The organism is Halomonas sp. A11-A, from assembly GCF_003182195.1.
Taxonomy (GTDB): Bacteria; Pseudomonadota; Gammaproteobacteria; order Pseudomonadales; family Halomonadaceae; genus Halomonas; species Halomonas alkalicola.
The window spans coordinates 1-23,920 of sequence record NZ_QGTM01000008.1 but is presented as its reverse complement, the minus strand read 5'-3'; the positions used below and the strand labels follow the sequence as shown (position 1 = coordinate 23,920).

General features: G+C 69.4%; 23 protein-coding genes. 8 read left to right on the top strand and 15 right to left on the bottom strand.

Annotated features, from left to right (window positions below; genetic code table 11):
- Positions 1 to 40: 40 nt before the first annotated feature.
- Both DER72_RS07770 and recG read left to right on the top strand, forming a co-directional pair.
- Positions 41 to 961 carry a hydrogen peroxide-inducible genes activator gene (locus DER72_RS07770; RefSeq protein ID WP_110069431.1) on the top strand — a complete coding sequence of 307 codons (921 nt, stop codon included), beginning with the start codon at positions 41 to 43 and terminating at the stop codon, positions 959 to 961.
- Positions 958 to 3,039, top strand: coding sequence for an ATP-dependent DNA helicase RecG (gene recG / locus DER72_RS07765; protein ID WP_110069430.1), 2,082 nt, complete (start codon positions 958 to 960; stop codon positions 3,037 to 3,039). The genes DER72_RS07770 and recG overlap by 4 nt, the downstream gene beginning before the upstream one ends.
- Before the next feature lie 54 nt (positions 3,040 to 3,093).
- Here the strand turns inward: recG and DER72_RS07760 are convergent, their stop codons facing one another.
- The 3 genes from DER72_RS07760 to DER72_RS07750 form a co-directional block, all read right to left on the bottom strand.
- Positions 3,094 to 3,450, bottom strand: a complete 357-nt coding sequence (locus DER72_RS07760) for a hypothetical protein (protein WP_110069429.1) — start codon at positions 3,448 to 3,450, stop codon at positions 3,094 to 3,096.
- Between the two features lie 85 nt (positions 3,451 to 3,535).
- Positions 3,536 to 3,811: an HU family DNA-binding protein gene (locus DER72_RS07755; protein ID WP_110069428.1), complete on the bottom strand. Its 276-nt coding sequence runs from the start codon at positions 3,809 to 3,811 to the stop codon at positions 3,536 to 3,538.
- Positions 3,812 to 3,876: 65 nt separating this feature from the next.
- Entirely contained in the window at positions 3,877 to 5,037 is a 1,161-nt protein-coding gene (locus tag DER72_RS07750) for an FAD-dependent oxidoreductase (RefSeq protein WP_110069427.1), read from the bottom strand.
- Between the two features lie 84 nt (positions 5,038 to 5,121).
- Between DER72_RS07750 and DER72_RS07745 the strand changes: the two genes are divergently transcribed.
- The 4 genes from DER72_RS07745 to phoR all read left to right on the top strand — a co-directional run bounded on the left by DER72_RS07745 (position 5,122) and on the right by phoR (position 8,831).
- The gene (locus DER72_RS07745; protein WP_375153268.1) at positions 5,122 to 5,661 is read left to right on the top strand and encodes a chorismate--pyruvate lyase family protein; all 540 of its coding nucleotides are present in this window, start codon (positions 5,122 to 5,124) and stop codon (positions 5,659 to 5,661) included.
- Positions 5,662 to 5,848: 187 nt separating this feature from the next.
- Positions 5,849 to 6,742, top strand: coding sequence for a 4-hydroxybenzoate octaprenyltransferase (ubiA, locus tag DER72_RS07740; RefSeq protein ID WP_110069426.1), 894 nt, complete (start codon positions 5,849 to 5,851; stop codon positions 6,740 to 6,742).
- Between the two features lie 81 nt (positions 6,743 to 6,823).
- Entirely contained in the window at positions 6,824 to 7,513 is a 690-nt protein-coding gene (gene phoB / locus DER72_RS07735) for a phosphate regulon transcriptional regulator PhoB (RefSeq protein WP_110069425.1), read from the top strand.
- 1 nt (position 7,514) lies between these two features.
- Positions 7,515 to 8,831 (top strand): phosphate regulon sensor histidine kinase PhoR, encoded by a 1,317-nt coding sequence (gene phoR / locus DER72_RS07730; RefSeq protein WP_110069424.1) that lies wholly within the window; start codon positions 7,515 to 7,517, stop codon positions 8,829 to 8,831.
- Here the strand turns inward: phoR and cysZ are convergent.
- From cysZ to DER72_RS07700, 6 genes are all read right to left on the bottom strand, one after another.
- Positions 8,817 to 9,548 (bottom strand): sulfate transporter CysZ, encoded by a 732-nt coding sequence (cysZ, locus tag DER72_RS07725; protein ID WP_110069423.1) that lies wholly within the window; start codon positions 9,546 to 9,548, stop codon positions 8,817 to 8,819. The genes phoR and cysZ overlap by 15 nt on opposite strands.
- A gap of 207 nt (positions 9,549 to 9,755) precedes the next feature.
- Entirely contained in the window at positions 9,756 to 10,484 is a 729-nt protein-coding gene (gene phoU / locus DER72_RS07720; protein WP_110069422.1) for a phosphate signaling complex protein PhoU, read from the bottom strand.
- 23 nt (positions 10,485 to 10,507) lie between these two features.
- Positions 10,508 to 11,323 carry a phosphate ABC transporter ATP-binding protein PstB gene (gene pstB, locus DER72_RS07715; RefSeq protein WP_110069421.1) on the bottom strand — a complete coding sequence of 272 codons (816 nt, stop codon included), beginning with the start codon at positions 11,321 to 11,323 and terminating at the stop codon, positions 10,508 to 10,510.
- A gap of 28 nt (positions 11,324 to 11,351) precedes the next feature.
- The gene (pstA, locus tag DER72_RS07710; protein WP_110069420.1) at positions 11,352 to 12,890 is read right to left on the bottom strand and encodes a phosphate ABC transporter permease PstA; all 1,539 of its coding nucleotides are present in this window, start codon (positions 12,888 to 12,890) and stop codon (positions 11,352 to 11,354) included.
- Positions 12,887 to 14,074 carry an ABC transporter permease subunit gene (locus tag DER72_RS07705; protein WP_110069419.1) on the bottom strand — a complete coding sequence of 396 codons (1,188 nt, stop codon included), beginning with the start codon at positions 14,072 to 14,074 and terminating at the stop codon, positions 12,887 to 12,889. The genes pstA and DER72_RS07705 overlap by 4 nt, the downstream gene beginning before the upstream one ends.
- 75 nt (positions 14,075 to 14,149) lie before the next feature.
- Entirely contained in the window at positions 14,150 to 15,100 is a 951-nt protein-coding gene (locus tag DER72_RS07700) for a PstS family phosphate ABC transporter substrate-binding protein (RefSeq protein ID WP_258306236.1), read from the bottom strand.
- A 152-nt stretch (positions 15,101 to 15,252) separates the two neighbouring features.
- Here DER72_RS07700 and DER72_RS07695 point away from each other — a divergent pair, with 152 nt between their 5' ends.
- Positions 15,253 to 15,654 (top strand): acyl-CoA thioesterase, encoded by a 402-nt coding sequence (locus DER72_RS07695; RefSeq protein WP_110069418.1) that lies wholly within the window; start codon positions 15,253 to 15,255, stop codon positions 15,652 to 15,654.
- 79 nt (positions 15,655 to 15,733) lie between these two features.
- Here DER72_RS07695 and DER72_RS07690 read toward each other — a convergent pair whose 3' ends face one another.
- From DER72_RS07690 to hexR, 3 genes are all read right to left on the bottom strand, one after another.
- A complete protein-coding gene (locus DER72_RS07690; RefSeq protein ID WP_110069417.1) occupies positions 15,734 to 16,825 on the bottom strand; it encodes a TRAP transporter substrate-binding protein in 1,092 nt (363 codons plus the stop codon).
- Between the two features lie 134 nt (positions 16,826 to 16,959).
- The gene (uvrD, locus tag DER72_RS07685; protein ID WP_110069416.1) at positions 16,960 to 19,161 is read right to left on the bottom strand and encodes a DNA helicase II; all 2,202 of its coding nucleotides are present in this window, start codon (positions 19,159 to 19,161) and stop codon (positions 16,960 to 16,962) included.
- A gap of 92 nt (positions 19,162 to 19,253) precedes the next feature.
- Complete coding sequence (gene hexR / locus DER72_RS07680) at positions 19,254 to 20,111, bottom strand: transcriptional regulator HexR (protein ID WP_110069415.1); 858 nt, start codon at positions 20,109 to 20,111, stop codon at positions 19,254 to 19,256.
- 248 nt (positions 20,112 to 20,359) lie between these two features.
- On the opposite strand from hexR, the gene DER72_RS07675 reads away from it, so the two are divergent.
- The gene (locus tag DER72_RS07675; RefSeq protein WP_110069414.1) at positions 20,360 to 20,569 is read left to right on the top strand and encodes a PA3496 family putative envelope integrity protein; all 210 of its coding nucleotides are present in this window, start codon (positions 20,360 to 20,362) and stop codon (positions 20,567 to 20,569) included.
- Between the two features lie 92 nt (positions 20,570 to 20,661).
- On the opposite strand, the gene DER72_RS07670 is transcribed toward DER72_RS07675, so the two are convergent.
- The 3 genes from DER72_RS07670 to DER72_RS07660 all read right to left on the bottom strand — a co-directional run.
- Complete coding sequence (locus DER72_RS07670) at positions 20,662 to 22,005, bottom strand: sodium-dependent transporter (RefSeq protein WP_110069413.1); 1,344 nt, start codon at positions 22,003 to 22,005, stop codon at positions 20,662 to 20,664.
- A gap of 338 nt (positions 22,006 to 22,343) precedes the next feature.
- On the bottom strand, positions 22,344 to 23,171 hold the full coding sequence (locus tag DER72_RS07665) for a DUF72 domain-containing protein (RefSeq protein WP_110069412.1): 828 nt from the start codon (positions 23,169 to 23,171) through the stop codon (positions 22,344 to 22,346).
- Between the two features lie 191 nt (positions 23,172 to 23,362).
- Positions 23,363 to 23,920 (bottom strand): transposase (locus tag DER72_RS07660; RefSeq protein ID WP_146209041.1); only part of this gene is annotated, 558 nt, incomplete at its 5' end.

Sequence of the window (23,920 nt, the reverse complement as noted above, 5' to 3'; positions counted from 1 at the left end):
CCTATTGGAATTTCAAGAGGATGCCTGCAAGGCAACCACGATGACTCTAACAGAACTCCGCTACATCGTGACACTCGCCCAGGAGCGCCACTTCGGACGCGCCGCCGAGCGCTGCTTCGTTTCCCAGCCGACCCTCTCCGTGGCGGTGAAGAAGCTCGAGGAGGAGCTGGGCGTGGCCCTCTTCGAGCGCTCCAAGTCCACCGTCCAGGTGACGCCGCTGGGCGAGAAGATCGTCGAGCAGGCCCAGCGGGTGCTGGAGCAGACCAGCGTGATCAAGGAGCTGGCCAACGCCGGCAAGGACCAGCTGGCCAGTCCCCTGCGGCTCGGCGCCATCTACACCATCGGCCCCTACCTCTTCCCGCACCTGGTGCCCGAGCTGCGCCGCGGCGCGCCGCAGATGCCGCTCTACATCGAGGAAGGCTTCACCGGCAACCTGCGCCGCAAGCTGAGAAGCGGCGAGCTGGACGCCATCATCGTGGCGCTGCCCTTCACCGAGACCGACGTGCTGACCAAGGCGCTCTACGAGGAGGCCTTCGAGGTGCTGCTGCCCGCCGACCACCCCTGGGCCGAGCGCGAGGTCGTCCACAAGGAGGAGCTGCTCAAGGAGCGGCTGCTGCTGCTCGGCGAGGGGCACTGCTTCCGCGACCAGATCCTCGAGGCCTGCCCGGCCATCAGCCAGAAGCTGGCCAGCCCCAACAACACCCTCACCGCCGAAGGGGGGTCGCTGGAGACCATCCGCCACATGGTGGCCTCCAAGCTGGGCATCACCGTGCTGCCCCGCTCGGCCATCGGCACCGTCCACTACGAGAGCGGCCTGCTGGTCAGCCGCCCCTTCGCTCCCCCCGCACCCTCGCGCACCGTGGCCATCGCCTGGCGGGCCAGCTTCCCGCGGCCCAAGGCGATCGACGCCGTGACCGAGGCCATCGCCCGCTGCCGCGAGGCCGACCCCATGCCGGCATGAATGCACTCGACGCGCCGGTCACATCGCTCAAGGGGGTTGGCGAGGCGCTGGCCCTGAAGCTGGCCCGGCTGCGCCTCGAGAGCGTGGCCGACCTGCTCTTCCACCTGCCGCTGCGCTACCAGGACCGCACCCGCATCACCCCCATCGGCACCCTGCGCGCCGGCCACGAGGCGGTGGTGGAGGGCGAGGTGGTCGCCGCCGAGGTGGTGCGCGGGCGCCGCCGCAGCCTGCTGGTGCGGCTGCGCGACGGCTCGGGACTGCTCAGCCTGCGCTTCTTCCACTTCTCGCCGGCCCAGCAGCAGCAGTTCCAGCCCGGCAGCTGGCTGCGCTGCTTCGGCGAGGCCCGCGCCGGGGCTACCGGGCTCGAGCTCTACCACCCCGAGTATCGCCTGCTCAAGGCCGACGCCCCGCCTGTGGAGGATCACCTGACCCCCATCTACCCAGCCACCGAGGGGCTCCACCAGACCCGCCTGCGGGCGCTGATCGAGCAGGCCCTGGCCCTGCTCGAGGCCCATCCCGAGGCGCTGCCGGACTGGATCACCGAGGACCTGCGCGCCCGCTTCCGCCTGCCCGAGCTGCACCACTGCCTGCACGTGCTGCACCAGCCGACGCCGGAGGTGGATGCCGAGGCCCTGGCCAGCGGCCGCCACCCCGCCAGCCGCCGCCTGGCCCTGGAGGAGCTGCTGGCCCACCGCCTGAGCCTGCAGGCGGTGCGCCTGCGCATCCAGGAGGATGGCGCCCCGGCGCTGCCCTCCGGGCGCGGCCTGCAGGCGCGCTTCCTGACCCAGCTGCCCTTCTCGCTGACCGGCGCCCAGCGCCGGGTGCTCGACGAGATCGGCGCTGACCTGGCCCGGGAGGTGCCCATGCTGCGCCTGGTGCAGGGCGACGTGGGCTCCGGCAAGACGGTGGTGGCCGCCATGGCCGCGCTCTCCGCCATCGCCGGCGACTGCCAGGCGGCGATGATGGCGCCCACCGAGATCCTCGCCGAGCAGCACTACCGTGCCTTCCGGGCCTGGTTCGAACCGCTGGGCATCGAGGTGGCCTGGCTCTCCGGCAAGCTCAAGGGCAAGGCGCGCCTGGACACCAAGGCGGCCATCCAGGACGGCCGCGCGCGCATGGTGGTGGGCACCCATGCCCTCTTCCAGGGCGACGTGCACTTCCAGCGCCTGGGCCTGGCCATCGTCGACGAGCAGCATCGCTTCGGGGTGCACCAGCGCCTGGCCCTGCGGGAGAAGGGCGAGGCCGGGGGCCTGACGCCCCACCAGCTGGTGATGACCGCGACCCCCATTCCCCGCACCCTGGCGATGAGCGCCTACGCCGACCTCGACGTCTCGATCATCGACGAGCTGCCCCCCGGGCGCACCCCGGTGAAGACGGTGGCGATGCCCGACGAGCGGCGCCCCGAGGTGGTGGCACGCATCCGCCACGCCTGCGCCGAGGGGCGACAGGCCTACTGGGTCTGCACCCTGATCGAGGAGTCCGAGGTGCTGGAGTGCCAGGCCGCCGAGGCGACCCGGGACGAGCTCACCGAGGCTCTGCCGGAACTGGCCATCGGCCTGGTGCACGGGCGCATGAAGGCCGCCGAGAAGGCCACGGTGATGGACGCCTTCAAGGCCGGCGAGCTGGACCTGCTGGTGGCCACCACGGTGATCGAGGTGGGGGTCGACGTGCCCAACGCCAGCCTGATGATCATCGAGAACCCCGAGAGGCTTGGGCTCTCCCAGCTGCACCAGCTGCGCGGCCGGGTGGGGCGCGGCTCCACCGCGAGCTTCTGCGTGCTGCTCTATCACCCGCCGCTCTCCGCCCACTCCAAGGAGCGCCTGGCGGTGATGCGCGAGACCAACGACGGCTTTCGCATCGCCGAGAAGGACCTCGAGCTGCGCGGCCCCGGCGAGGTGCTGGGCACCCGCCAGACGGGCCTGGCCCAGATGAAGATCGCCGACCTGGAGCGCGACGCCGACCTGCTGGAGCGCGTCGCTCCGCTGGCCGAGGCGCTGCTGGCCATCCACCCGGAGGCGAGCCGGCCGCTGGTCAGGCGCTGGCTGGGCGAGGAGGCGGGCCGCTACGGGCAGGTGTAACCCTCACGACCCAGGAGCCGGGCAGCGAGGCGAGGGTGAGAGGTCAGAGGTGGATCAGAGGTGCCGGAGGAGCTTCTGGAGCTTCTGCAGATCGGCGGAATCACCGACCAGACGCACGGTGCCTGCCATCATGCCATCGAGGAAGGCCTGCTGGGTGGGTTTCCTGAGCACCTGGAGCGCGGTGGCCTCGTCCTCGAAGCGCAGCTCCAGGTCGAGGTCCACCGGCAGGCCGCGCCCGGACTGGATACCGCGGGGGGTCATCCGGTAGTGGCGGGCGATGGCGAGGTCTTCGGTGGCGATGCCCCAATCGAGGCCGCGCATCTCGGTCAGCAGCTCGCGGAAGCGGGCCTTGCGGCGCAGGGCGCGCTTGAGCAGGAAGGCCAGCAGCCAGAGCATCAGTCGCAGCTTCATTTCGATCTCGCCACCGAATCCGAATCCATGGAGGGGAAGGCCGCCGCGGCCCACCGCAGCGGGCCGCCTGGCGCCTTGCTGTGTCTTACTTGGCCACCGCGTCCTTGAGGCCCTTGCCCGGCTTGAAGGCCACCGTCTTGCTGGCCGGGATGGTCAGCGGCTGGCCGGTCTGGGGGTTCTTGCCGGTGCGCGCCGCACGCTCACGCACGGTGAAGGTGCCGAAGCCGATCAGCGACACATCCTGTCCCTGGGCCACGCTACCGGTGATCTCGTCGAGGATCACGTTGAGCACCTGGCTCGCCTTGTCCTTGGAAAGATCGGCACGCTCGGCAATCGCCGCGGCGAGTTCTGGCTTACGCATACTGCCCTCCTGGTATTGGCATACTCCCCGGGCGCCTGTCGCCGGGGTCTTGTTCTGTCGAAGATCTAGCCTAGCAACGGCGGCGCAACCCGCGCCAGTTCAACTTTCCGACGGACACAGGCCCCTGTCAACGCAAATCCGATCAAACGACCGTCTTCCGATTCCGCCAGGGCGGTGAAATCCCCCGCCTCCCCCTCGATGCGCCAGCGCGCCGGCGGGCGGGTCGGCGGCAGGGCCACCACCGGCAGCAGCGGCGTCTTGACCACCACCGGCCAGGGGCCGTAGGCGACCGGGGTGGGCATGCCGGTCAGGGTCCTCGCCAGCGCCTTGGCGCTCGCCTGCAAGGGCTGCACGTACATGGCATTCACCCCGTCGACGCAGGCCACGTCGCCCAGGGCGTGGATGCCGGGCACCGAGGTGGCCAGGCAGCGGTCGGTGTGGATGCCGGCGGCGCTGACCGCGAGGCCCGCCGCCTCGGCCAGGGCGGTGCGGGGCCTGAGACCGGTGGCCACCAGCACCAGGTCGGCCTCCAGGCGGCTGCCGTCGTCCAGGCTGACCCCCACGGCCGCCCCGACCTCCGCCAGGCCCGTCAGGCCGGTGCCCAGCGCCAGTACCATGCCGGCCTCCTCGAAGGCCTCCCCCAGGGCCCGCCCGAGGGGCACCGGCAGCAGCCGCGGCAGGGGCGCGGCCTCGGGGGCCACCAGGCTCACCTCGTGGCCGCCCGCCAGCAGGTCGTTGGCGAACTCGCAGCCCACCAGCCCGGCACCGATGATCGCCACCCGCGCCGGCCGACCCAGCGCCTCGAGCGCCCCGTGGAAGACCCGATAGTCGTCCAGATCGTTGACGCTGAAGACCCGCCCGGCCACGGCCTCGGGCACCGTAAAGGGCACGGCCGGCGCCGCCCCGGTGGCCAGCACCAGCTCGCCCCAGGGCAGCCGCTCGGCGCCGATCCGCAGGGTGCGCGCTGCCGTATCGATGGCCTCGACCCGGGTATGGGTGCGCACCACGGCGCACAGCTCGTCGGCGACCCGCAGGGCGCTGCGCGCTGCCAGGCGATCCGGCGGCAGTCGCTTGGCGAAGCCGGTGGAGAGCAGCGGCTTGGCGTAGTCATCGCCGCCGTCAGCGGTGATCAGGGTCACGGGGCGTTCGGCGTCCAGGGCCCGCAGCTGGCGGAGCAGGCCGATGCCGGCCATGCCGGAGCCGATGATGGTCAGGGGAGCGCTCATGGGCCTCCTCGCTCAGGGGTGGGGATGGCACCGCATGTTACACTAGCCGCCCCTGAAGCGACGCGGAGCCCGACGGTGTCCGACCTGCCACCTGCCGACATCTGCGCCCTGGCGCACTGGATCCCCCTGGCCGCCTCCCGGCCGGCCATGAGCCCCGCCTGGCACCGCTGGGTCGGCTCCCGGGACTCCCTGACCCTGCGCCTCACCGAGGCCGGTGCCCCGCGCCCCTTCCGCGTCCGGCTGCTCGACCAGCGCCTCGGCACGCCCCGCCGCGACGAGGCCAGGGCGCTGGGCATCGCCCCCGGCCAGCGCGCCTGGCTGCGCGAGGTGGCGCTCTGCCTGGGGGAGCACCCCTGGGTGGTGGCGCGCTCGGTGGCGCCGCTCTCGGGCCTGCCGGAACACGAGTTGGCCCACCTGGGCGAGCGCTCGCTGGGCTCCTGGCTGTTCCGCCAGCCGGGCCTCGAGCGCGGCGAGATCGAGGTGACCTCCGCCCCCGCCGGCTTCCACGCCGCCACGGGGCCCTGGGGGCGCCGCTCGGTGTTTCGCCGCGGCGACTTCCGGGTGCTGGTGCAGGAGTGGTTCCTGGATGCCATGGCGGATGACCTCGGTCTCCCTTCGCGCTAGGCTCTGGGCCAGTCTCCGATGCCGACGGGCGGGGCGCCGGGGACAAGCCGAAGAGGAGGTCCTACGCCAGGGATGGCGTCGGTAGCGTACAAGGAAGTATTCACAGCGCCTCCTCGCAGGCTTGTCGCCGGAACAGTCCCGCCGCTTAACACCGTCTGCCAATAAAGAACATTCTTACGAGGTAGAGATGGACCGTTCCCTGATGCGCCCCACGGGCCTCGCCCGGGTGCCCGACTTCCTGCAGCTGATGCGCCTGAACCGCCCCATCGGCACCTGGCTGGTGATGTGGCCCACCCTGTGGGCGCTGTGGGTGGCCGCCGAGGGCACCCCCGGCCGCCGCGTGCTGCTGATCTTCATCGCCGGGGTCTACCTGATGCGCGCTGCCGGCTGCGTGGTCAACGACTACGCCGACCGCCACTTCGACGGCCACGTCAAGCGCACCCGGCTGCGCCCCCTGGCCACCGGGCGGATCAGCGAGGGCGAGGCCCAGGCGCTGTTCCTGATCCTGGTGATGGCCGCCTTCGTGCTGGTGCTCTTCACCAACCTCTTCACCGTGATGCTCTCCTTGGTGGGGGTGGCGCTGGCCTTCATCTACCCCTTCATGAAGCGTTACACCCACCTGCCCCAGCTCTTCCTGGGCGCCGCCTTCTCCTGGGCCATCCCCATGGCCTTCGGCGCGGTGCTGGGCCATGTGCCCTTCGAGGCCTGGCTGCTGTTCGCCGCCAACGTCGCCTGGACCGTGGCCTACGATACCCAGTACGCCATGGTCGACCGCGACGACGACCTCAAGATCGGCATCAAGTCCACCGCCGTGCTCTTCGGCCGCGCCGACCGGCTGATGATCGGCCTGCTGCAGGGCCTGACCCTGCTGCTGCTGGCCTGGGCGGGGCTGCGTCTGGGCTTCGGCGGCTTCTTCTGGCTGGGCCTGGCCGGCATGGCGGCCACCTTCGTGCACCAGCAGTTCCTGATCCGCGAGCGCGAGCGCGATCCCTGCTTCCAGGCCTTCCTCAACAACCACTGGTCGGGCCTGCTGGTGTTCGCCGGCATCGCCCTCAGCCTGTGGCCGGCCGCCGGCGCATGACAGGCGGGCGGTCCTGTCATGCGAGTGTCATACTGGCATGGTGAGATCGTCATCGATCCGTCACTGTGCCGAGGCTTCCGGATGACCGCCAAGACCGTTCTGATCGTCGATGATGAGGCGCCGATCCGCGAGATGATCGCGGTGGCGCTGGAGATGGCCGACTACCGCGTCCTCGAGGCGGACAACGCCCAGGCCGCCCATGCCATGGTGGTCGACCACCAGCCCGACCTGGTGCTGCTGGACTGGATGATGCCCGGCACCAGCGGCATCGAGCTGGCCCGCCGCCTCAAGCGCGAGCCGACCACCGCCGAACTGCCGATCATCATGCTCACCGCCAAGGGCGAGGAGGACAACAAGATCCAGGGGCTGGAGGCCGGCGCCGACGACTACATCACCAAGCCCTTCTCTCCCCGCGAGCTGGTGGCCCGCCTCAAGGCGGTGCTGCGTCGCGCCACGCCCCAGGGCGTCGAGGAGGCCGTGGAGGTCGACGGCCTGCTGCTCGATCCGGTGAGCCACCGGGTCAGCGCCAGCGGCAGGCCCGTGGAGATGGGCCCCACCGAGTATCGCCTGCTGCAGTTCTTCATGACCCACCAGGAGCGCGCCTACACCCGCAGCCAGCTGCTGGACCAGGTGTGGGGCGGCAACGTCTACGTGGAGGAGCGCACCGTGGACGTGCATATCCGCCGCCTGCGCAAGGCGCTGGGCGAGCGCCACCAGCACCTGGTGCAGACGGTGCGCGGCACCGGCTACCGGTTCTCCGCCAAGGGCTGACGTGGGCCTCTGGAGGCGGGAGCTATGGCGACTTCTGCTGCTGGCCGGCATCGGCCTGCTGGTGGGATGGCTGCTGTCTCATGCCTGGGCGGGCCTGGCCCTCGGCCTCGCGGCCTGCCTGGGCTTTCATCTGCGCCAGCTCTACCGCCTCCACCGCTGGCTGACCCTCACCCCCCAGGCCGAGCCTCCCGCCACCACGGGCGTGTGGGGCGAGCTGTTCGACCGTCTCTACCGCTACCAGAAGGGGCAGCGCCACACCCAGGAGCGGCTGCTCGGGATCATCAAGCGCATCCAGGAGTCCTCCGAGGCGATGCGCGACAGCGTGGTGATGCTCGACCGCCACGGCGACATGGAGTGGTGGAACAGCGCCGCCGAGCGCATGCTGGGGCTCAACGCCGCCCATGACCGCGGCCACCACATCACCAACCTGCTGCGCGATCCGCGCTTCATCGACTACTTCCATGCCCGCGACTACCGCGAGCCGCTGACGCTGCCCTCGCCCATCGACGAGCAGATGGTGCTGCAGTTCCAGATCACCCTCTACGGCGATGACGAGCGGCTGCTGATGGCCCGCGACATCACCCGCCTGCACCGCCTGGAGGAGATGCGCCGCGACTTCGTGGCCAATGTCTCCCACGAGCTGCGTACCCCGCTCACCGTGCTGGCCGGCTACCTGGAGACCTACGCCACCTACGCCGACCAGCTGCCGCCGCGCTTCGCCCGGGGGCTGCCCAGTATGCAGGAGCAGACCAGCCGCATGCAGAACCTGGTCAGCGACCTGCTGCTGCTGTCGCGCCTTGAGATCGACCGCGGCGGCGAGGACCACACCCCGCTGGGCATGGACGCCCTGCTGGGCAGCGTGCAGCGCGACGCGACGGCCCTCTCCGCCGGCCGCCACACCGTCGAGGTGGAGCTGGTGGAACCCAGGTCACTGCTCGGCAGCGAGCAGGAGATCCACAGCGCCCTCTCCAACCTGGCCTTCAACGCGGTGCGCTACACCCCCGAGGGCAGCCGCATCGTGCTGCGCTGGCGGCCCCACGGCGACGGCGCCTGCCTGGAGGTGGAGGACAACGGCGAGGGCATCGATCCGGTGCACCTGCCGCGGCTGACCGAGCGCTTCTACCGGGTCGACAAGGGGCGCAGCGCCGCCACCGGCGGCACCGGGCTTGGCCTCGCCATCGTCAAGCATGTGCTGCTGCGCCACGACGCCCGCCTGGAGATCGACTCCCGCCCGGGCCAGGGCGCCCGCTTCCGCTGCCTGTTCCCCGCCGAGCGACTCGCGGCTGAGGCCGCCGAGAAGTCCTCAGCGAGCCTCTGAGACCGCCGGCTCCCGGTAGTGGCGGTCCCACATCAGCACCGCGCCGGACACCGCGCCGGGCAGCAGGAAGAGGTTGGCCAGGGGAATCCAGGTTACCAGGGTCACGCAGCCGCCGTAGCTGAGGCTCGGCCACCAGCGTGCCGCCAGCCGCCGTCGCATCTCGGCGAAGCTCACCTTGTTGTTGTCCATGGGGTAGTCCAGGTAGGCGATCGCCATCACCCAGGCCGAGAAGAGCGCCCAGAGCAGCGGGGCGGCGAGGTTCACGCCGGGAACCCAGCTGATCAGCAGGAGCAGCAGGGCCCGCGGCGCGATGTAGGCCAGCTTGACCAGTTCCCGCCCCAGGGCATCCACGGCGGTCTTCGCCAGGCCGCGGTCGTCCAGCGGCGGCCGGCCGGTGGCCACCCGCTCCACCTTCGCCGCCAGGAAGCCATAGAAGGGGGCCGCGATCAGGTGGGTCACCAGGGTGAAGGTGAAGAAGACGATCACCACCAGGCTGATCACGAACAGCGGCCAGATCAGCCACTCCAGCCAGGCCAGCCACCCCGGCACCTGCGCCATCCAGCCCTCCAGCCAGCCGCCGAAGTTGGCCAGCACGTAGCGCAGCATGGCGGCGTAGACCAGCAGGTTGATGACAATGGGCACGAAGACATAGCGGCGCAGGCCGCGGGAGTAGGCCAGGCGGGTGCCCCGGGCCAGGGCGGTGATAGCATCGAGCATGGTGGGCGCTGAGGCAGTCTCGTCGAAAGGGATCTTCGGGGCTGATCCGGCGACAGGTCTGCGAGGAGGCGCCATGAACCCCTCCCTGGGGGCTACCTAGACCATCCCTGGTCCACGGACCTCCTCTTCGACCTGCCCCCGGCGCCCCTCATCGCGGCTCCAATAGAGCGTTGGCCTGCGACATTGACTACCAAAGGTGGGGTGGGGTCAACCCTTGCGGGTGATTGCCTGCTCGTCGAGGTCCTCGGGGTCGGTGTGGCGGATATCCAGCCCCTTGACCAGATACACCACATATTCGGCCAGGTTGTTGGCGTGGTCGCCGATGCGCTCCAGGGCGCGCAGGATCCACATCAGGCTGAGGATCGGCGAGATCGAGCGGGCATCCTCCATCATGAAGGTCATCAGCGAGCGCATGGCGCTGCGGTACTCCTCGTCCACCTCCTCGTCCTCATGCACCAGCTTCAGCGCCAGCTCGGTATCGAAGCGGGCGAAGGAGGTCAGGGCATCGCGCACCATGCGCCGCACGTGCTCGCTGATCATGCGCACCTCGACGAAGCCGCGGGTGCCGTTATCGGCGGCGATCAGGTCGGCGGCGTTGCGGGCGATCTTGCTCGCCTCGTCGCCGATGCGCTCCAGATCGGAGGCGGCGCGGATCACCGCCAGCACCAGGCGTAGGTCCGAGGCCGCCGGCTGGCGGCGCGCCAGCACCTGGGTGCACTCCTCGTCGATCTTGATCTGCATGTCGTTGACCGCGCGATCGTTCTCCACCACCCGGCGGGCCAGGTCGGAGTCCCCCTCGAGCAGTGCGGCCACCGCCTCCTGGAGCTGCTTCTCCACCAGGCCGCCCATGGCCATCAGGTGGGTCTTGAGCTCCTCGAGCTCCTGGTTGAACTGCCGCGAGATGTGGCGGCTGTGGATATCGCTGGTGATGTCCATGGGACTCTCCTTGGGGCCGGCCGTCAGGCCATGCGCCCGGTGATGTAGTTCTCGGTGCGCACGAGGCGCGGATTGGTGAAGAGCCTGTCGGTGGGGCCGTACTCCACCAGCTCGCCCTCCTGCAGGAAGGCGGTGTAGTCGGAGACCCGCGCCGCCTGCTGCATGTTGTGGGTGACCAGCACCAGGGTCAGCTGTGACTTCAGGTTGCGGATCAGCTCCTCGATCTTCAGCGTCGAGATCGGATCCAGCGCCGAGGCCGGCTCGTCGAGCAGCAGCACCTCGGGGCGCACCGCCAGGGTGCGGGCGATCACCAGGCGCTGCTGCTGGCCGCCGGAGAGCGCCCAGGCCGAACTCCTCAGGCGATCCTTCACCTCATCCCACAGCGCCGCCGATTGCAGCGCCCACTCGACGATGTCGTCCAGCTGGCGTTTGCGGATCCCCCCCTGCAGCCGCAGCCCGAAGGCGACGTTGTCGTAGATCGACATCGGGAAGGGGTTGGGCGCCTGGAACACCATGCCGACCCGCCGGCGCAGCTCCGCCACCTCCACCTCGGGGGCGTGAATATCCTGCCCCTCGAGGCGAATCCGCCCGGCGAGCCGCACCTCGTCGTTGAGGTCGTGGAGCCGGTTGAGGGCCCGCAGCAGCGTCGACTTCCCGCACCCCGAGGGCCCGATGAAGGCGGTGACCCGCTGGCGCGGCACGCGCAGCGAGAGCTCGCGCAGCGCCGGCGTCTCCCCGTAGGCCAGGCTCAGCCCCTCGATCTCCAGGCAGCAGGCGGCCGGGTCGAAGTCGATGATCGGGCCGCCGGCAGCGGACCGTGGCGACGGGAAGACGGACATCGGGTTCCTCACTCCTCGGGCGCTGCCGCTAGCGGCGCGGCAGGGCCCCGTGACGCGCTCTTAGATGATGGCGCAGGAATATTGCAGTCAGGTTAAGCACCAGGATCACCAGCACCAGCAGCAGCGCGGTGGCGTAGACCAGCGGCAGCGCCGCCTGGACATCGCCGCCGTGGAAGGCCACGTCGTAGATGTGGTAGCCCAGATGCATGAACTTCCGCTCAAGATGCAGGAAGGGAAACTCACCGTCCACCGGCACCTGGGGCGCCAGCTTGGCGACCCCCACCAGCATCAGCGGCGCCACCTCGCCGGCGGCCCGTGCCACGGCCAGGATCACCCCGGTGAGCATGGCCGGCGCGGTCATCGGCAGCACCACTCGGGTCAGCATCTCCACCCGGGTGGCGCCCAGCGCCAGGGCCCCCTCGCGCTGGTGGTCCGGCACCCGCGCCAGCCCCTCCTCGGTGGCCACGATCACCACCGGCAGGGTCAGCAGCGCCAGTGTCAGGGAGGCCCACAGCAGCCCGCCGGTGCCGAAGGTGGGCGAGGGCAGCTGATCGGCGAAGAACCACTCGTCGAGGGTGCCGCCGATGCCGTAGACGAAGACCCCCAGCCCGAACACCCCGTAGACGATGGAGGGCACCCCGGCCAGGTTACGCACCGCGATGCGCACCAGCCGGGTGAAGCGCCCCTGATGGGCCACCTCATTGAGGTAGATGGCCGCCAGCACGCCGAAGGGGGTCACCACCACCGACATCAGCAGCACCATCAGCACGGTACCGAAGATCGCCGGCCAGACGCCGCCGGCGCTGTTGGCTGCCCGGGGCCCCTCGGAGAGGAAGCGCCACACCCCCTGCCCCCATGCCGCCAGCTTCTGGGGCGTCGACATGGCGTTGGGCCGCCAGGCGCGCAGCACCTGGGCCAGGGGCTGTTCGAGGCGGCGGCCATCCACGCTCTCGAGCCACAGGGTATCGCCCTCCATGCGCGCCTGGAGCTCGCGGATCCGCGCATTGGCCCGGGCCAGCTCCCCCCGGACCTCCGGCTCCCGCTCCAGGCGCCGCACCAGCGGCACCACCGTCTCGTCGCGCAGCCGCTCCCGCTCCGACCGCAAGGCGGCGAGCTCCTCGAGGCGCGCCTGCAGGGCGGACCAGGCGGCCTCTCCCTCGACGCGTCCCTCGGCACTCTCCAGTGCCAGCAGGCGCCCCTGAAAGCTGCCCCAGCGGGTGCGCTCCAGCACCACCAGATCGTGAGGACGGCTCTCCGCGACGATCTCCTCCACCGCCACCCAGGTCCAGATCGCGCCGTCCAGGTCGCGGTTGGCGGTCAGGTAGAGCCGTTCGCGTCCCTCGGCGTGGGCGAGACGCTCCTCACGCACCGCCTGGCCGACCAGCTGGCGGCCATCCTCCAGGGTCACCAGGGTGAGGGGAGACGGCCAGAAGTGCCCCATGCCCCGCGCCGCCAGCAGGGTCAACAGCCCCACCAGCAGCAGCAGCGAGAGGGCCACGCTCCCGGCGGCGAGCCAGGGCCAGGGCCCCTCGCCGCGGGGCAGGCGAGCGCGCCCGGGGCCGATCATGACAACCCTTCCAGTCGCCGGTAGCGGCGGCGCAGCCGGGCGCGCACCAGCTCCGCCAGGGTGTTGACCAGGAAGGTGAACACGAACAGCGCCAGCGCCGCCAGGAACAGCAGCCGGTAGTGGACCCCGCCCGGCACCGCCTCGGGCAGCTCGATGGCGATGGTGGCGGCCAGGGAACGCATCCCCTCCAGGGGGCTCAGGGTCATCAGCGCGGTGTTGCCGCTGGCCATCAGCACGATCATGGTCTCGCCCACGGCGCGGCCGGCGCCGATCATCACCGCGCTGAACACCCCGGGGGCCGCCGCAGGCAGCACCACCTTCCACAGGCTCTGCCAGCGGGTCGCGCCCAGCGCCTGGGCGCCCTCGCCCAGGCTCGCCGGCACCCCGGAGAGTGCATCCTCGGCCAGGGCATAGATGCCGGGAATGACCGCGAAGCCCATGGCCAGGCCGACGATCAGCGCGTTGCGCGAGGCATAGCCGAGCCCGAAGTGCGCCTCCAGCCAGCCGCGCAGGTCACCGCCGAACAGCAGCGACTCGAGCCAGGGCGAGAGCCACAGCGCCAGACCCGCCAGCAGCGCCAGCCAGGGGATCAGCCACAGCCCGGCCCAGCCCTGGGGAAGCCGACGCCGCCAGGGCGCCGGCAGGCGTGTCCAGGCCAGGCCGGCGAGCAGCAGCCCCCCCGGCAGCACCGCCACCAGCGCCAGGGCGCCGGCCAGGTGGCGCTCCACCCAGGGGGCCAGTACCAGGCCGGCAACGAAGCCGACCACCACGCCGGGCATCGCCTCCATCAACTCCAGGGTCGGCTTGAGGCGGCTGCGCAGCCGCGGCGGCATGTAGAGGGCCGAGTGGATGGCCGCGCCCAGCGCCAGCGGCACGGCGAACAGCAGCGCCCAGAAGGCCGCCTTGAGGGTGCCCCAGGCCAGCGGCTGCAGGCCAAACAGGGGGGGCTCCCCGGGCAGGGTGCCGGGCTGCCAGCGGGGCTGCCACAGCTCGCGCCAGCCGACGCCCGAGTCCGCCTCGAGAAACAGCGGCGCCACCTCCAGGGCCAGGAAGAGGCCGATGGCGAGCACCGCCGCCACCACGCCGATGCCGCCGGCCGTGATCAGCAGGGTCGCCAGGCGGTCCCGCAGGCGCCGCCACCACTGGTGGCGCGGCTGGGCCCTGGGCGGCAAAGGGTCGATCATGGCCGCTCCCGGTCGATCATCGGCAAGGGTGATGACAACACTTTACGACATCCTGATGACAGTTGGGTGACAGCCTCAGCGGCCTCCATGGCCCTCGAGACGGCGCCTCTGGCGCTCACGCTCGGCCGGGGTCAGGGGCACGAAGCCGAGCTCTTTCACTACCGCCTGGCCGGCGTCGGAGAGCACCAGCTCGAGGAAGGCGCGCTCGGGCCCGGGCAGGGTCGCCCCCGGCGGCCGGTTGACATAGACATAGAGGCTGCGCGACAGCGGATAGTCGCCGCGGCTCACCATCATGGCGCTGGGCGGGTGGAGCTCGCCGCTCTCGCTGTCGCGCCGGGCAACGGCGCGCACCGCCGGCGTCAGGTGGTTGAGCCCGGCATAGCCGATGGCGCCGGGCTCCGCCGCTACCGCCGCCACCACCGCGGCCGAGCCGGGATGCTCGTTGACGTCGAGCCGAAAGCGCCCCCCGCACAGGCCGCGCAGGCGAAAGAGGTCATGGGTGCCGGAGGCCACGTTGCGGCCATGCAGCCGCACGCGCCCTTCGGGCAGGCCGCTGCCGAGCTGTGACCAGCGCTCGATGGGGGCCTCGCCACCGCAGCGCAGGGTGTCCGAAAAGAGCGCATCCAGCTCGGCCAGGGTCAGGCTCTCCAGCGGATTGTGGCGATGCACCACCACCGCCAGGGCATCCCGGGCCACCTCGAGCTCCAGCGGCGGATAGCCGTGGCGCGCCACGAAGGCCGCCCGCTCGGCCTCGCTCATGGGGCGCGACATGGGGCCCAGGCGGGTGGTACCGGCGATCAGCGCCGTGGGAGCGCTGGACGAACCGCTGGCCTGCAGCTGCAGGCGTACCGCCGGGTACTGCTCGGCCAGGGCCTCCCCCCAGTGCAGCATCAGCCCTGCCAGGGTATCGGAGCCCACGGCCCCCAGGGTGCCGGCCACCTCGTCGGCGTCCGCCTGGGCCAGACCCGGCGCCCACAGCAGCAGCAGCGCCAGCCAGCCCATCGCCGCCCGCTGCCGCCAGGTCATCCGCCTGCCGCCGTCTCTACCGCCCCTCTGGCGGGCCACGGGGCCACGCTGGTGGGCGGCGGCCACTGCATATACCATGACCCCCGATTCAGACATCCGTATGCCTCTTGTCGCCTACGGCCACAATAACAAGCCAGGATGATGACATTTTCATGACAGACCTCGACGATATCCCCGCTCCCAGGGGCGATCTCACCCTGAAACTGCTGGCCAGCCGCCAGGACACCAATCTGCATGGCGACATCGCCGGCGGCTGGCTGGTGGCCCACATGGACCAGGCCGCCGAGCTGGCCGCCGGTCGCGAGGCCCATGGCCGCACCGCCACCGTGGCCATCGAGGCCATGGACTTCCTCTGCCCGGTGCGCGTGGGCTCCATGGTCAACATCTACACCACCGTGTGCGAGATCGGCCACAGCTCGATCCGCATCGACGTGGAGGTGTGGATCCGCCAGCCCCAGGAGCGTGACTCCAAGGAGCTGCACAAGGTGACCGAGGCGACCTTCGTGATGGTGGCCCTGGACGACAAGGGCCGCATCCGCGCCGTGCACCAGTAGGCCGTCTCTCTCGCCGGTCAGCCGCAACGCATCGGGGGCGCCAAGTGGCGCCCCCGATAGCGATTCCGCACGCGCGGTATCAGGCGCCGACGGCCTCGCGCCCCTTCAGGTAGGAGTACTCGCCGACGTCGCTGAACGGCCGTACCAGCTGCTGGAAGGCCACGTAGGAGTCGTAGACCTTCTTCGAATCCGGATCGCTGTCGACCTGGGCCTGGACCACCTCCATGGAGGCATCATAGAGCGCCTGCATGACGTCCTCCGGGAAGGTGCGCAGCTGGACACCGTGCTCCTCGACCAGGGTCTCCAGGGCCTGGGCGTTGCGGTAGGCAAACTCGCTGATCATGGAGAGGTTGGAGGCCTTGGCCGCCTCGCGCACCACCGCCTTGAGGTCGTCGGGCAGGGCGTTCCAGGCATCCAGGTTGACGGTGCCCTCGAGCACCGCGCTGGGCTCGTTCCACACCGAGGTGTAGTAGTAGTCGGTCACCTGATGCAGGCCCAGGGCCATGTCGTTGTAGGGGCCCACCCAGTCGGCGGCGTCCAGCACCCCGGTCTGCAGGGAGGTGAAGATCTCGGAGGCGGGCATGGTCACCGTGGTGACGCCGATGCGATTCATCGCCTCCCCGGCCAGGCCCGGCAGGCGCAGGCGGATGCCCTGCATGTCCGAGAGGGAGTTGATCTCCTTCTTGAACCAGCCCGCCATCTGGGTACCGGTGTTGCCCACCGCGAAGGGCTTGAGGTTGTGCTTGGCGTAGATCTCGTCCCACAGCTCCTGGCCGCCACCGTGGTAGAGCCAGGCGTTGGTCTCGGTGGTGTTCATGCCGAAGGGGACCGCGGTAAAGAACTGGGAGGCCGCCACCTTGCCGCGCCAGTAGTAGGCGGTGGAGTGACCCATCTCGGCGGTGCCGGCGGCCACGGCGTCGAAGACCTCCATGGCCGGTACCAGCTCGCCAGCACCGTGAACGCGGATGCGCATGCGCCCGCCGGAGAGCGCCTCGACGCGCTGGGCGAACTCGTTGGCTCCGGTGCCGAGCGCCGGAAAGTTGCGCGGCCAGGAGGTGACCATGTCCCAGGTGATGGTCTCCTGGGCCTTGGCGGTGGTGGCCACGAAGGGGGCGGCGGCGACGCCGGCGGCGCCGGCACCGAGGGTCTTCAGGAAGTTGCGGCGTTGCATGAGGGCATGACTCCGAAAGGCTTGTTATATCGGGCCGCGCGGCGTGATGACGCGCGGTGGTGTCCGCCAGCGAGTATGCGCCAAGGCCGAATTGGGCCACAAGACCGCGACGTTGACGTTATCGTCAACGACCCTCAGAGCGGCGTCAGCTTGGCGAAGCCCAGCACCAGCCACTTGTCGCCCTCGCCCTCGAAGCTGACATGCACCCGGGCGCGCTCGCCCTGCCCCTCGGCGTTGAGGATCACCCCCTCACCGAACACCGGGTGGTGGACCCGCTGGCCCAGCGAGAGACTCGGCAGGTCGGCGCCGCCATTCACCTCGGTCTGGCGCAGCCCCGAGGGGCGCGAGGTGGTCACCGGCCGGCTGATCTGGCCGCGCAGGCGCACCTCCTCCAGGTACTGCTCGGGGAGCTCGCGCAGGAAGCGCGAGGCCCGCTGGAAGGTCTCCTTGCCGTGCAGGCGGCGGATCTCGGCGTGGGTCAGGTAGAGCTTCTTCATGGCGCGGGTCAGGCCCACGTAGCAGAGCCGGCGCTCCTCCTCCAGGCGCCCCGGCTCCTCCGCCGACATGCGGTGGGGGAAGAGCCCCTCCTCCACGCCGGCCATGAAGACCACCGGGAACTCCAGCCCCTTGGCGGAGTGCAGAGTCATCAGCTGGACGCTGTCCTCGAACTCGTCCGCCTCGTGCTCGCCGGCATTCAGCGCCGCCTCGGAGAGGAAGGCCTCCAGCGCCACGGCTCCCTCGCCGGCCTCGGGGGGATCGAAGGACTCGCCCTGGGTGAAGGCGCGGGCGGCGTTGACCAGCTCCTCCAGGTTCTCGACCCGGGCCTGGCCCTTCTCGCCCTTCTCGCTGCGGTGGTGCTCCACCAGCCCCGAGCGCTCGATGACGTGATCGATGATCTCGTGCAGCGCCAGCCCCGCGGTCTCGTCGTCGAGCCGCTCGATCAGCTCGGCGAAGGCCTGCACGACGCTGCCGGCGCGCCCCTTGAGGGTGCCGTCGCTCACGCCGTCATGCAGCGCCTGCCACAGCGAGACGCCGCTCTCCCGGGCCCGGGTACGCAGAAGCTCCACGGTGCGGGTGCCGATGCCCCGGGCCGGCACGTTGATCACCCGCTCCAGGGAGGCGTCGTCGTCGCGGTTGAGCAGCAGGCGCAGGTAGGCCAGGGCGTTCTTGATCTCCAGGCGCTCGTAGAAGCGGTGCCCGCCGTAGATGCGGTAGGGCACGCCCTGGCGGATCAGGGTCTCCTCGATCACCCGGGACTGGGCGTTGGAGCGGTAGAGGATGGCGATCTCGCGGCGATGGAAGCCCTCGTCGACCTTCTCGCGGATGGTGTCGACGATGAAGCGGGACTCGTCCAGGTCGTTGAAGCCCGCATAGACGGAGATGGGCTCGCCGCGGGCGCCGTCGGTCCACAGCTCCTTGCCCATGCGCTCGGTGTTGTGGCTGATCAGGGCGTTGGCGGCCTCGAGGATGGCGCTGGTGGAGCGGTAGTTCTGCTCCAGGCGCACCGTCTTCGTCTCCGGGAACTCCTGCTCGAAGCGGCGGATGTTCTCCACCCGGGCGCCGCGCCAGCCGTAGATGGACTGGTCGTCGTCGCCCACCACGGTCATCGGCGTGCGCATGCCGGTGAGCAGCTTCAGCCAGGCGTACTGCAGGGTGTTGGTGTCCTGGAACTCATCCACCAGCACGTGGGCGAAGCGCTCCTGGTAGTGGGTCAGCAGGGCGGGGTTGTCGCGCAGGAGTTCGAGGCTGCGCAGCAGGAGCTCGCCGAAGTCCACCAGGCCGCCGCGCTCGCAGGTGAGCTGGTAACGCTCGTAGAGCTCCACCATCTGCCCCAGGTAGGCGTCGCCATGGACGTCGACCTGGTGGGGGCGCAGCCCTTCCTCCTTGCAGCCCGAGATGAAGCTCTGCACCTGGCGCGGCGGGAAGCGCTCGTCATCGATCTCGTGCTCCTTGATCAGCCGCTTGATCAGGCGCAGCTGGTCATCGGAATCGATGATCTGGAAGTGCTGGGGCAGCCGGGCATCCTGCCAGTGGGTGCGCAGCAGGCGGTGGGCCGTGGAGTGGAAGGTGCCCACCCAGACGTGGCGCAGGGAGAGCCCGAGCAGCGCCTCCAGGCGGGTGCGCATCTCGCGGGCCGCCTTGTTGGTGAAGGTCACGGCGAGCACGGCATAGGGGGAGAGCCCCTCGGCCTGCATCAGCCAGGCGATGCGGTGGACCAGCACCCGGGTCTTGCCGGAGCCGGCACCGGCCAGCACCAGCATGTTGCCCTGGGGGGCACTGACCGCCTCGCGCTGGGCGGTGTTGAGGTGGTCGAGGATCGCCGTGACGTCGTCCATGGAGAGGGCATCGCTGCTCGGAAAATGGGCGATCAGCTTAGCATATTGCCCGCCTCTCCTCCTCGGCCTGCCCTCGCCGCGCCTGGTTTTGCCTAGGCCTCTTCCTCGGGGTAGCGCAGCGGAATCAGGCTTTTCTTCACCGACTTGAGCTGCTCGGCCAGCTTGGGACCGCGGGTCTTGGCCACGCCCACCGCCAGCACGTCGACCAGCACCAGGTGGGCGATGCGCGAGCTCATGGGAGTGTAGATCTCGGTGTCCTCGTGGACGTCGATATAGAGCGGCAGGGTGACCTCCTCGGCCAGCGGCGAGCCGCTGGGGCAGAGCCCGATCACCGTGGCGCCGGCCTCCCTGGCCAGGCGCACGCTGGCCACCAGCGCCCGGGTACGGCCGGTCTGGGAGATCGCCACCACCACGTCGCCCTCCTTGAGGGTCACCGCCGACATGTTCTGCATGTGCGGGTCGGCATAGGCCGCGGTGGAGATCTGCAGGCGGAAGAACTTGTGCTGGGCGTCGAAGGCCACCGCGCCGGAGGCGCCGAAGCCGTAGAACTCCACCCGGTTGGCCATGGCCAGGGCGTTGATCGCCTGGCTCAGCGCCTCGTTGTCGAGGCGGTCGCGCACCGACAGCAGGGTGCCCACGGTGGAATCGAAGATGCTCTGGGAGAATTCCGCCACCGAGTCGCTGTCGTTCATGGAGAACTGGGCGAACTGGCTGCCGGTGGCCAGCATCTGGGCCAGCTTGAGCTTGAAGTCCTGGAAGCCGTTGCAGCCCAGGGCGCGGCAGAAGCGCACCACCGTGGGCTCGCTGACCTTGGCCTCGGTGGCCAGGTCGACGATGCGCATGTGGATCACTTCCTCGGGGTTGCGCAGCACGAAGCGCGCCACCTTCTGCTCGGAGCGGCGGAAGTGCTCCATGCGGCGTCTCATCTCATCGAAAAGGGCGCTGCTCACTGGAAGCTCCTCGAATGGGGGTATCGCCCCGGGCAGTGACGATACGGGTAACGGGTTTGACACAGTATGCCCAAGGAGCCGGCATTGTGCAGCGCAAGATGTCGGTGCCGCCCCGGCCGCCAGCGGTGACCCCGTCCGAACGCCAGCGTTTACCCTTCGTTGTGGCGTAAAACCCTGATCGTCATCATTCTGTCAAGTGAGATATAGTAAGACTTGCAGTGCCGCGTAGTGTCCAAGGAGAGTCGATCATGCGCAATGTCGAACGGTTAACCTCCCTGAAGAGCGAACTCCTCGACATCTTCATGAGCATGGAAGTCGTCGAGCACGAGCAGCGCAGCCGCACCGCCGCCCAGCGCAACCTGCGGGCCCGGCGGGGCATCGAGCTCCATGAGGAGTTCAAGCAGCTGTCCCGTGACATCGCCGAGCTGCCGGAAGACGAGCTCGACGAGATGCACTGACCCCGGCCCAACGGCCAGGGCACCCCCACAACGACGCGAGCCCCGCCGGGGCGGGGCTCGCAGGGCTTTCTGCCCTCTTCGGATCGTCCCGCCTAGAGCAGGCCGGTGACGAAGACCACGATCACCCCGATGGGCGCCACATAGCGGGCCACCAGGTGCCACAGCCGCTCCGTGCCGCCGGCCAGGCCGAGCTCGCTGGCCACGCTCTGGCGCTCCAGGCACCAGGCCACGAAGAGGATCGCCCCGAGGCCGGTCAGGGGCAGCAGCACCTTGCTGGTGAAGGTATCCAGCAGGTCGAAGATGTTCAGGCCGAAGATCAGGAAGTCTCCCCAGACGTTGAACGACATCAGCGCCGCGATGCCCAGCGCCCATACCGCCACGCCGCTCGTCAGGGTCGCCGCCACACGGGAGAGCGGGGTGCGCTCCTCCACCAGCTCCACCACCGGCTCCAGCAGCGAGATCGCCGAGGTCAGCGCCGCGAAGGTGAGCAGCAGGAAGAACATCAGGCCGAGGATGGCACCGCCGGTCATGTTGCCGAAGGCCACCGGCAGGTTGACGAAGATCAGCCCGGGCCCATCGGCGGGGCTCATGCCGTTGGCGAAGACGATGGGGAAGATCGCCATGCCCGCCAGCAGCGCGATCACGGTGTCGAGGATGATCACCGTACGGGCGGTGCCGATCAGGTTGACGTCCTCGCCCAGGTAGGAGCCGTAGGCCATCATGATGCCCATGCCCAGGGAGAGGGTGAAGAAGGCCTGCCCCATGGCGGCCAGCACCACGCCCCCGGTCACCGCGCTCCAGTCGGGGCGGAACATGAAGGCCAGCGCCTCGCCGAAGTGACCGGTGGTCATGCCGTAGCCGACCAGCACGATCAGCAGCAGCACCAGCCCCGGCATCATGGTGCGCACGGCGCCCTCGAGCCCCTTGGTCACACCGCGGGCGACGATGAAGATCACCAGTGCCATGAAGGCGGTGTGCCACAGGGTCAGCGTGCCTGGGCTGCCCAACAGGCCGCCGAAGAGGGCGCCGATGGCATCGGCATCCTGCCCGGAGAAGGCGCCGGTAACCGAACTCAGGGTATAGGAGAGCGACCAGCCGCCGATCACGCTATAGAAGGAGAGGATCAGGAAGGCGGCGAGCACACCGCTCGCGCCGACCAGCGCCCAGGCCGGCAGGCGACCGCTCTGGCGGGCCAGGTCCAGCATGGAGTTGATCGGGTTCTCCTGGCCACGGCGGCCGATCAGCCACTCGGCGACCAGGATCGGCAGGCCCACCAGGGCCACGCAGGCGAGGTAGACGAGCACGAAGGCCGCGCCCCCGCTGTCACCTACCATGTAGGAGAAGCGCCAGATATTGCCCAGCCCTACCGCCGAACCGGTGGCTGCCAGGATGAAGGCCATCTTCGATGACCACTGAGCGTGGGAGAGTTTCGACATGTGTCACCCTGTCTTGGTCGTGTCGCCAGCGGCCGGTCCGGCGCAATGGCGGCTTGTGCTTGTCATTGCCACGTCCAGGACGCCATGGGTCGCAGGGCGCCATCCAGAGCATGACAGGATCCGGGCAGGATCGCTGCCGCTACACCCCGCGACCGCCGGCGGGTAGACGTCGAGCGCAGGGTGCGGGAACGCAGGATCATCGCAAGATCGACGCGGGTTCGGCGTCAAATCCAGTCAGAATCCAGGGTAAGGGCGCTCCGGCCCATAAAACTATCCGATCAAACGTCTGATGGCCAGTCCGATCTCGTTGACCTGGCTCAGCGATGGGGCGAACCCCCTCAGCCTCCGAACAGGCTGGCCTGGGCCTCGCCGGGGAAAGGCGGCAAGGCAGGCAGCGCCAGCCGCTCCACCAGCCGCCCATGCAGGCGTCGCGCCAACTCCGGGGCCCGCCGGTTGTCGGGCGTATGCACCATCAGGTAAGGGGTTTTCCCCTGTTTTATCCACAGGGAGAGACGCTCGATCCAGGGGGCGAAGCAGCGAGCGTTGATCTCACCATCCAGGTGACCGATGAAACGGACCACCGGCCGATCCGCCGTGGAAAGCACGTGTAATGGGCGTCTTGGCTTCTCGCGCTGGGCCTGGCGCAGGCTGGGATGGTCGCCGGCGGGGGTGGCGAAGAGCGGCCGCACGTCGAGCATCACGCGATCCACGCCATGAGTTATCAACAACCTGTTGAGATCGCGCTCCGCCGTCCCCTTGTGGAAAAATTCGCTGTGGCGCACCTCCACCGCGCAGGGAATCTCTGCCGGCCAGCGACCCAGCAGCGCTTCCAACCGGGGCAGCTCCTCGGCACCGAAGTCCCGGGGCAGCTGCACCATCAGCGGCCCCAGGCGATCGTGCAGTGGGGCGAGCGCCGCGAGGAAGGCGTCGAGCTCGGCCTCGATGCCGGCCAGTCGCTTGTCGTGGGTCAGGGCGGCGGGCAGCTTGAAACAGAAGCGAAAGCCCGGCGGCGCCTGGCACGCCCAGGCCGCCACGCTCTCGGCCCGCGGCGCCCCACTGTAGAAGGTGGTGTTGCCCTCCACGGCGGAGAACACCTGGGCGTACTCCTCGAGGCCGCCGCCGTGCGGCGGATAGAGGCCGCCGCGCCAGTCGGGGTTGGCCCACATCGGCAGCCCCAGGTGGAACTGTGGTAATCAAATAAAGTTAGAAACTTACTGCTCTCCGAAGCCTATTAATCAATAAGATAATAGTCTTTGTAAATTAATAAAGTTGGTAATAGATTGCCCGTAAAACCCTAAAGCTATTTTTATAAAAATAATAAAGATAGTAACATTCAGAAAAATGGTTCTTCGTCGTTTCATGTGGATTTGGCCTGATCGAGCAGGAGGCCCACCGGGCTGCCAATCAGGTAGATCATGGCGATGAAGTTGGCCTCGTTCCGGTAGCCGCGAGCGCGTGACCTTGCCGCCTGGAACAGGCCGTTCATCCCTTCCAGTCGTGCGTTCGTCAGTCCCGAGATCCAGCGCCTAGCCACTGCATCGGCATGGCGCTCCAGCGTTGCCAGGGCCTTACCCATCGGCTTCAGCAGTGGCTTCGCCGAGACGGCCGCCTTCATGACCTTGAGGTAGTGCGTGATGCGCCACCGAGCCGCTCGCGGCGTCGGGGCCTTCTGGATCCAGCGCAGCTTTTCCTTGATCACCCAGGCATCGGCGGTAGCGCTCTGATCGGCCACCAGCTCCTCGAGCGCCGCCAGCTGCTTGGGTGTCAGGTTCTCGTTGTCCAGGCTCTTCAGCAGGGCCCAGCGCAGCGACTTGGGGTGTCCCTGCTCCCGGCGCTCCTTCTTGCGCACTTCGTCCAGCCGCTTGGTGAAGGTCTGCACGATATGGAACCAGTCGACCGTAACCTCGGCCTTGGG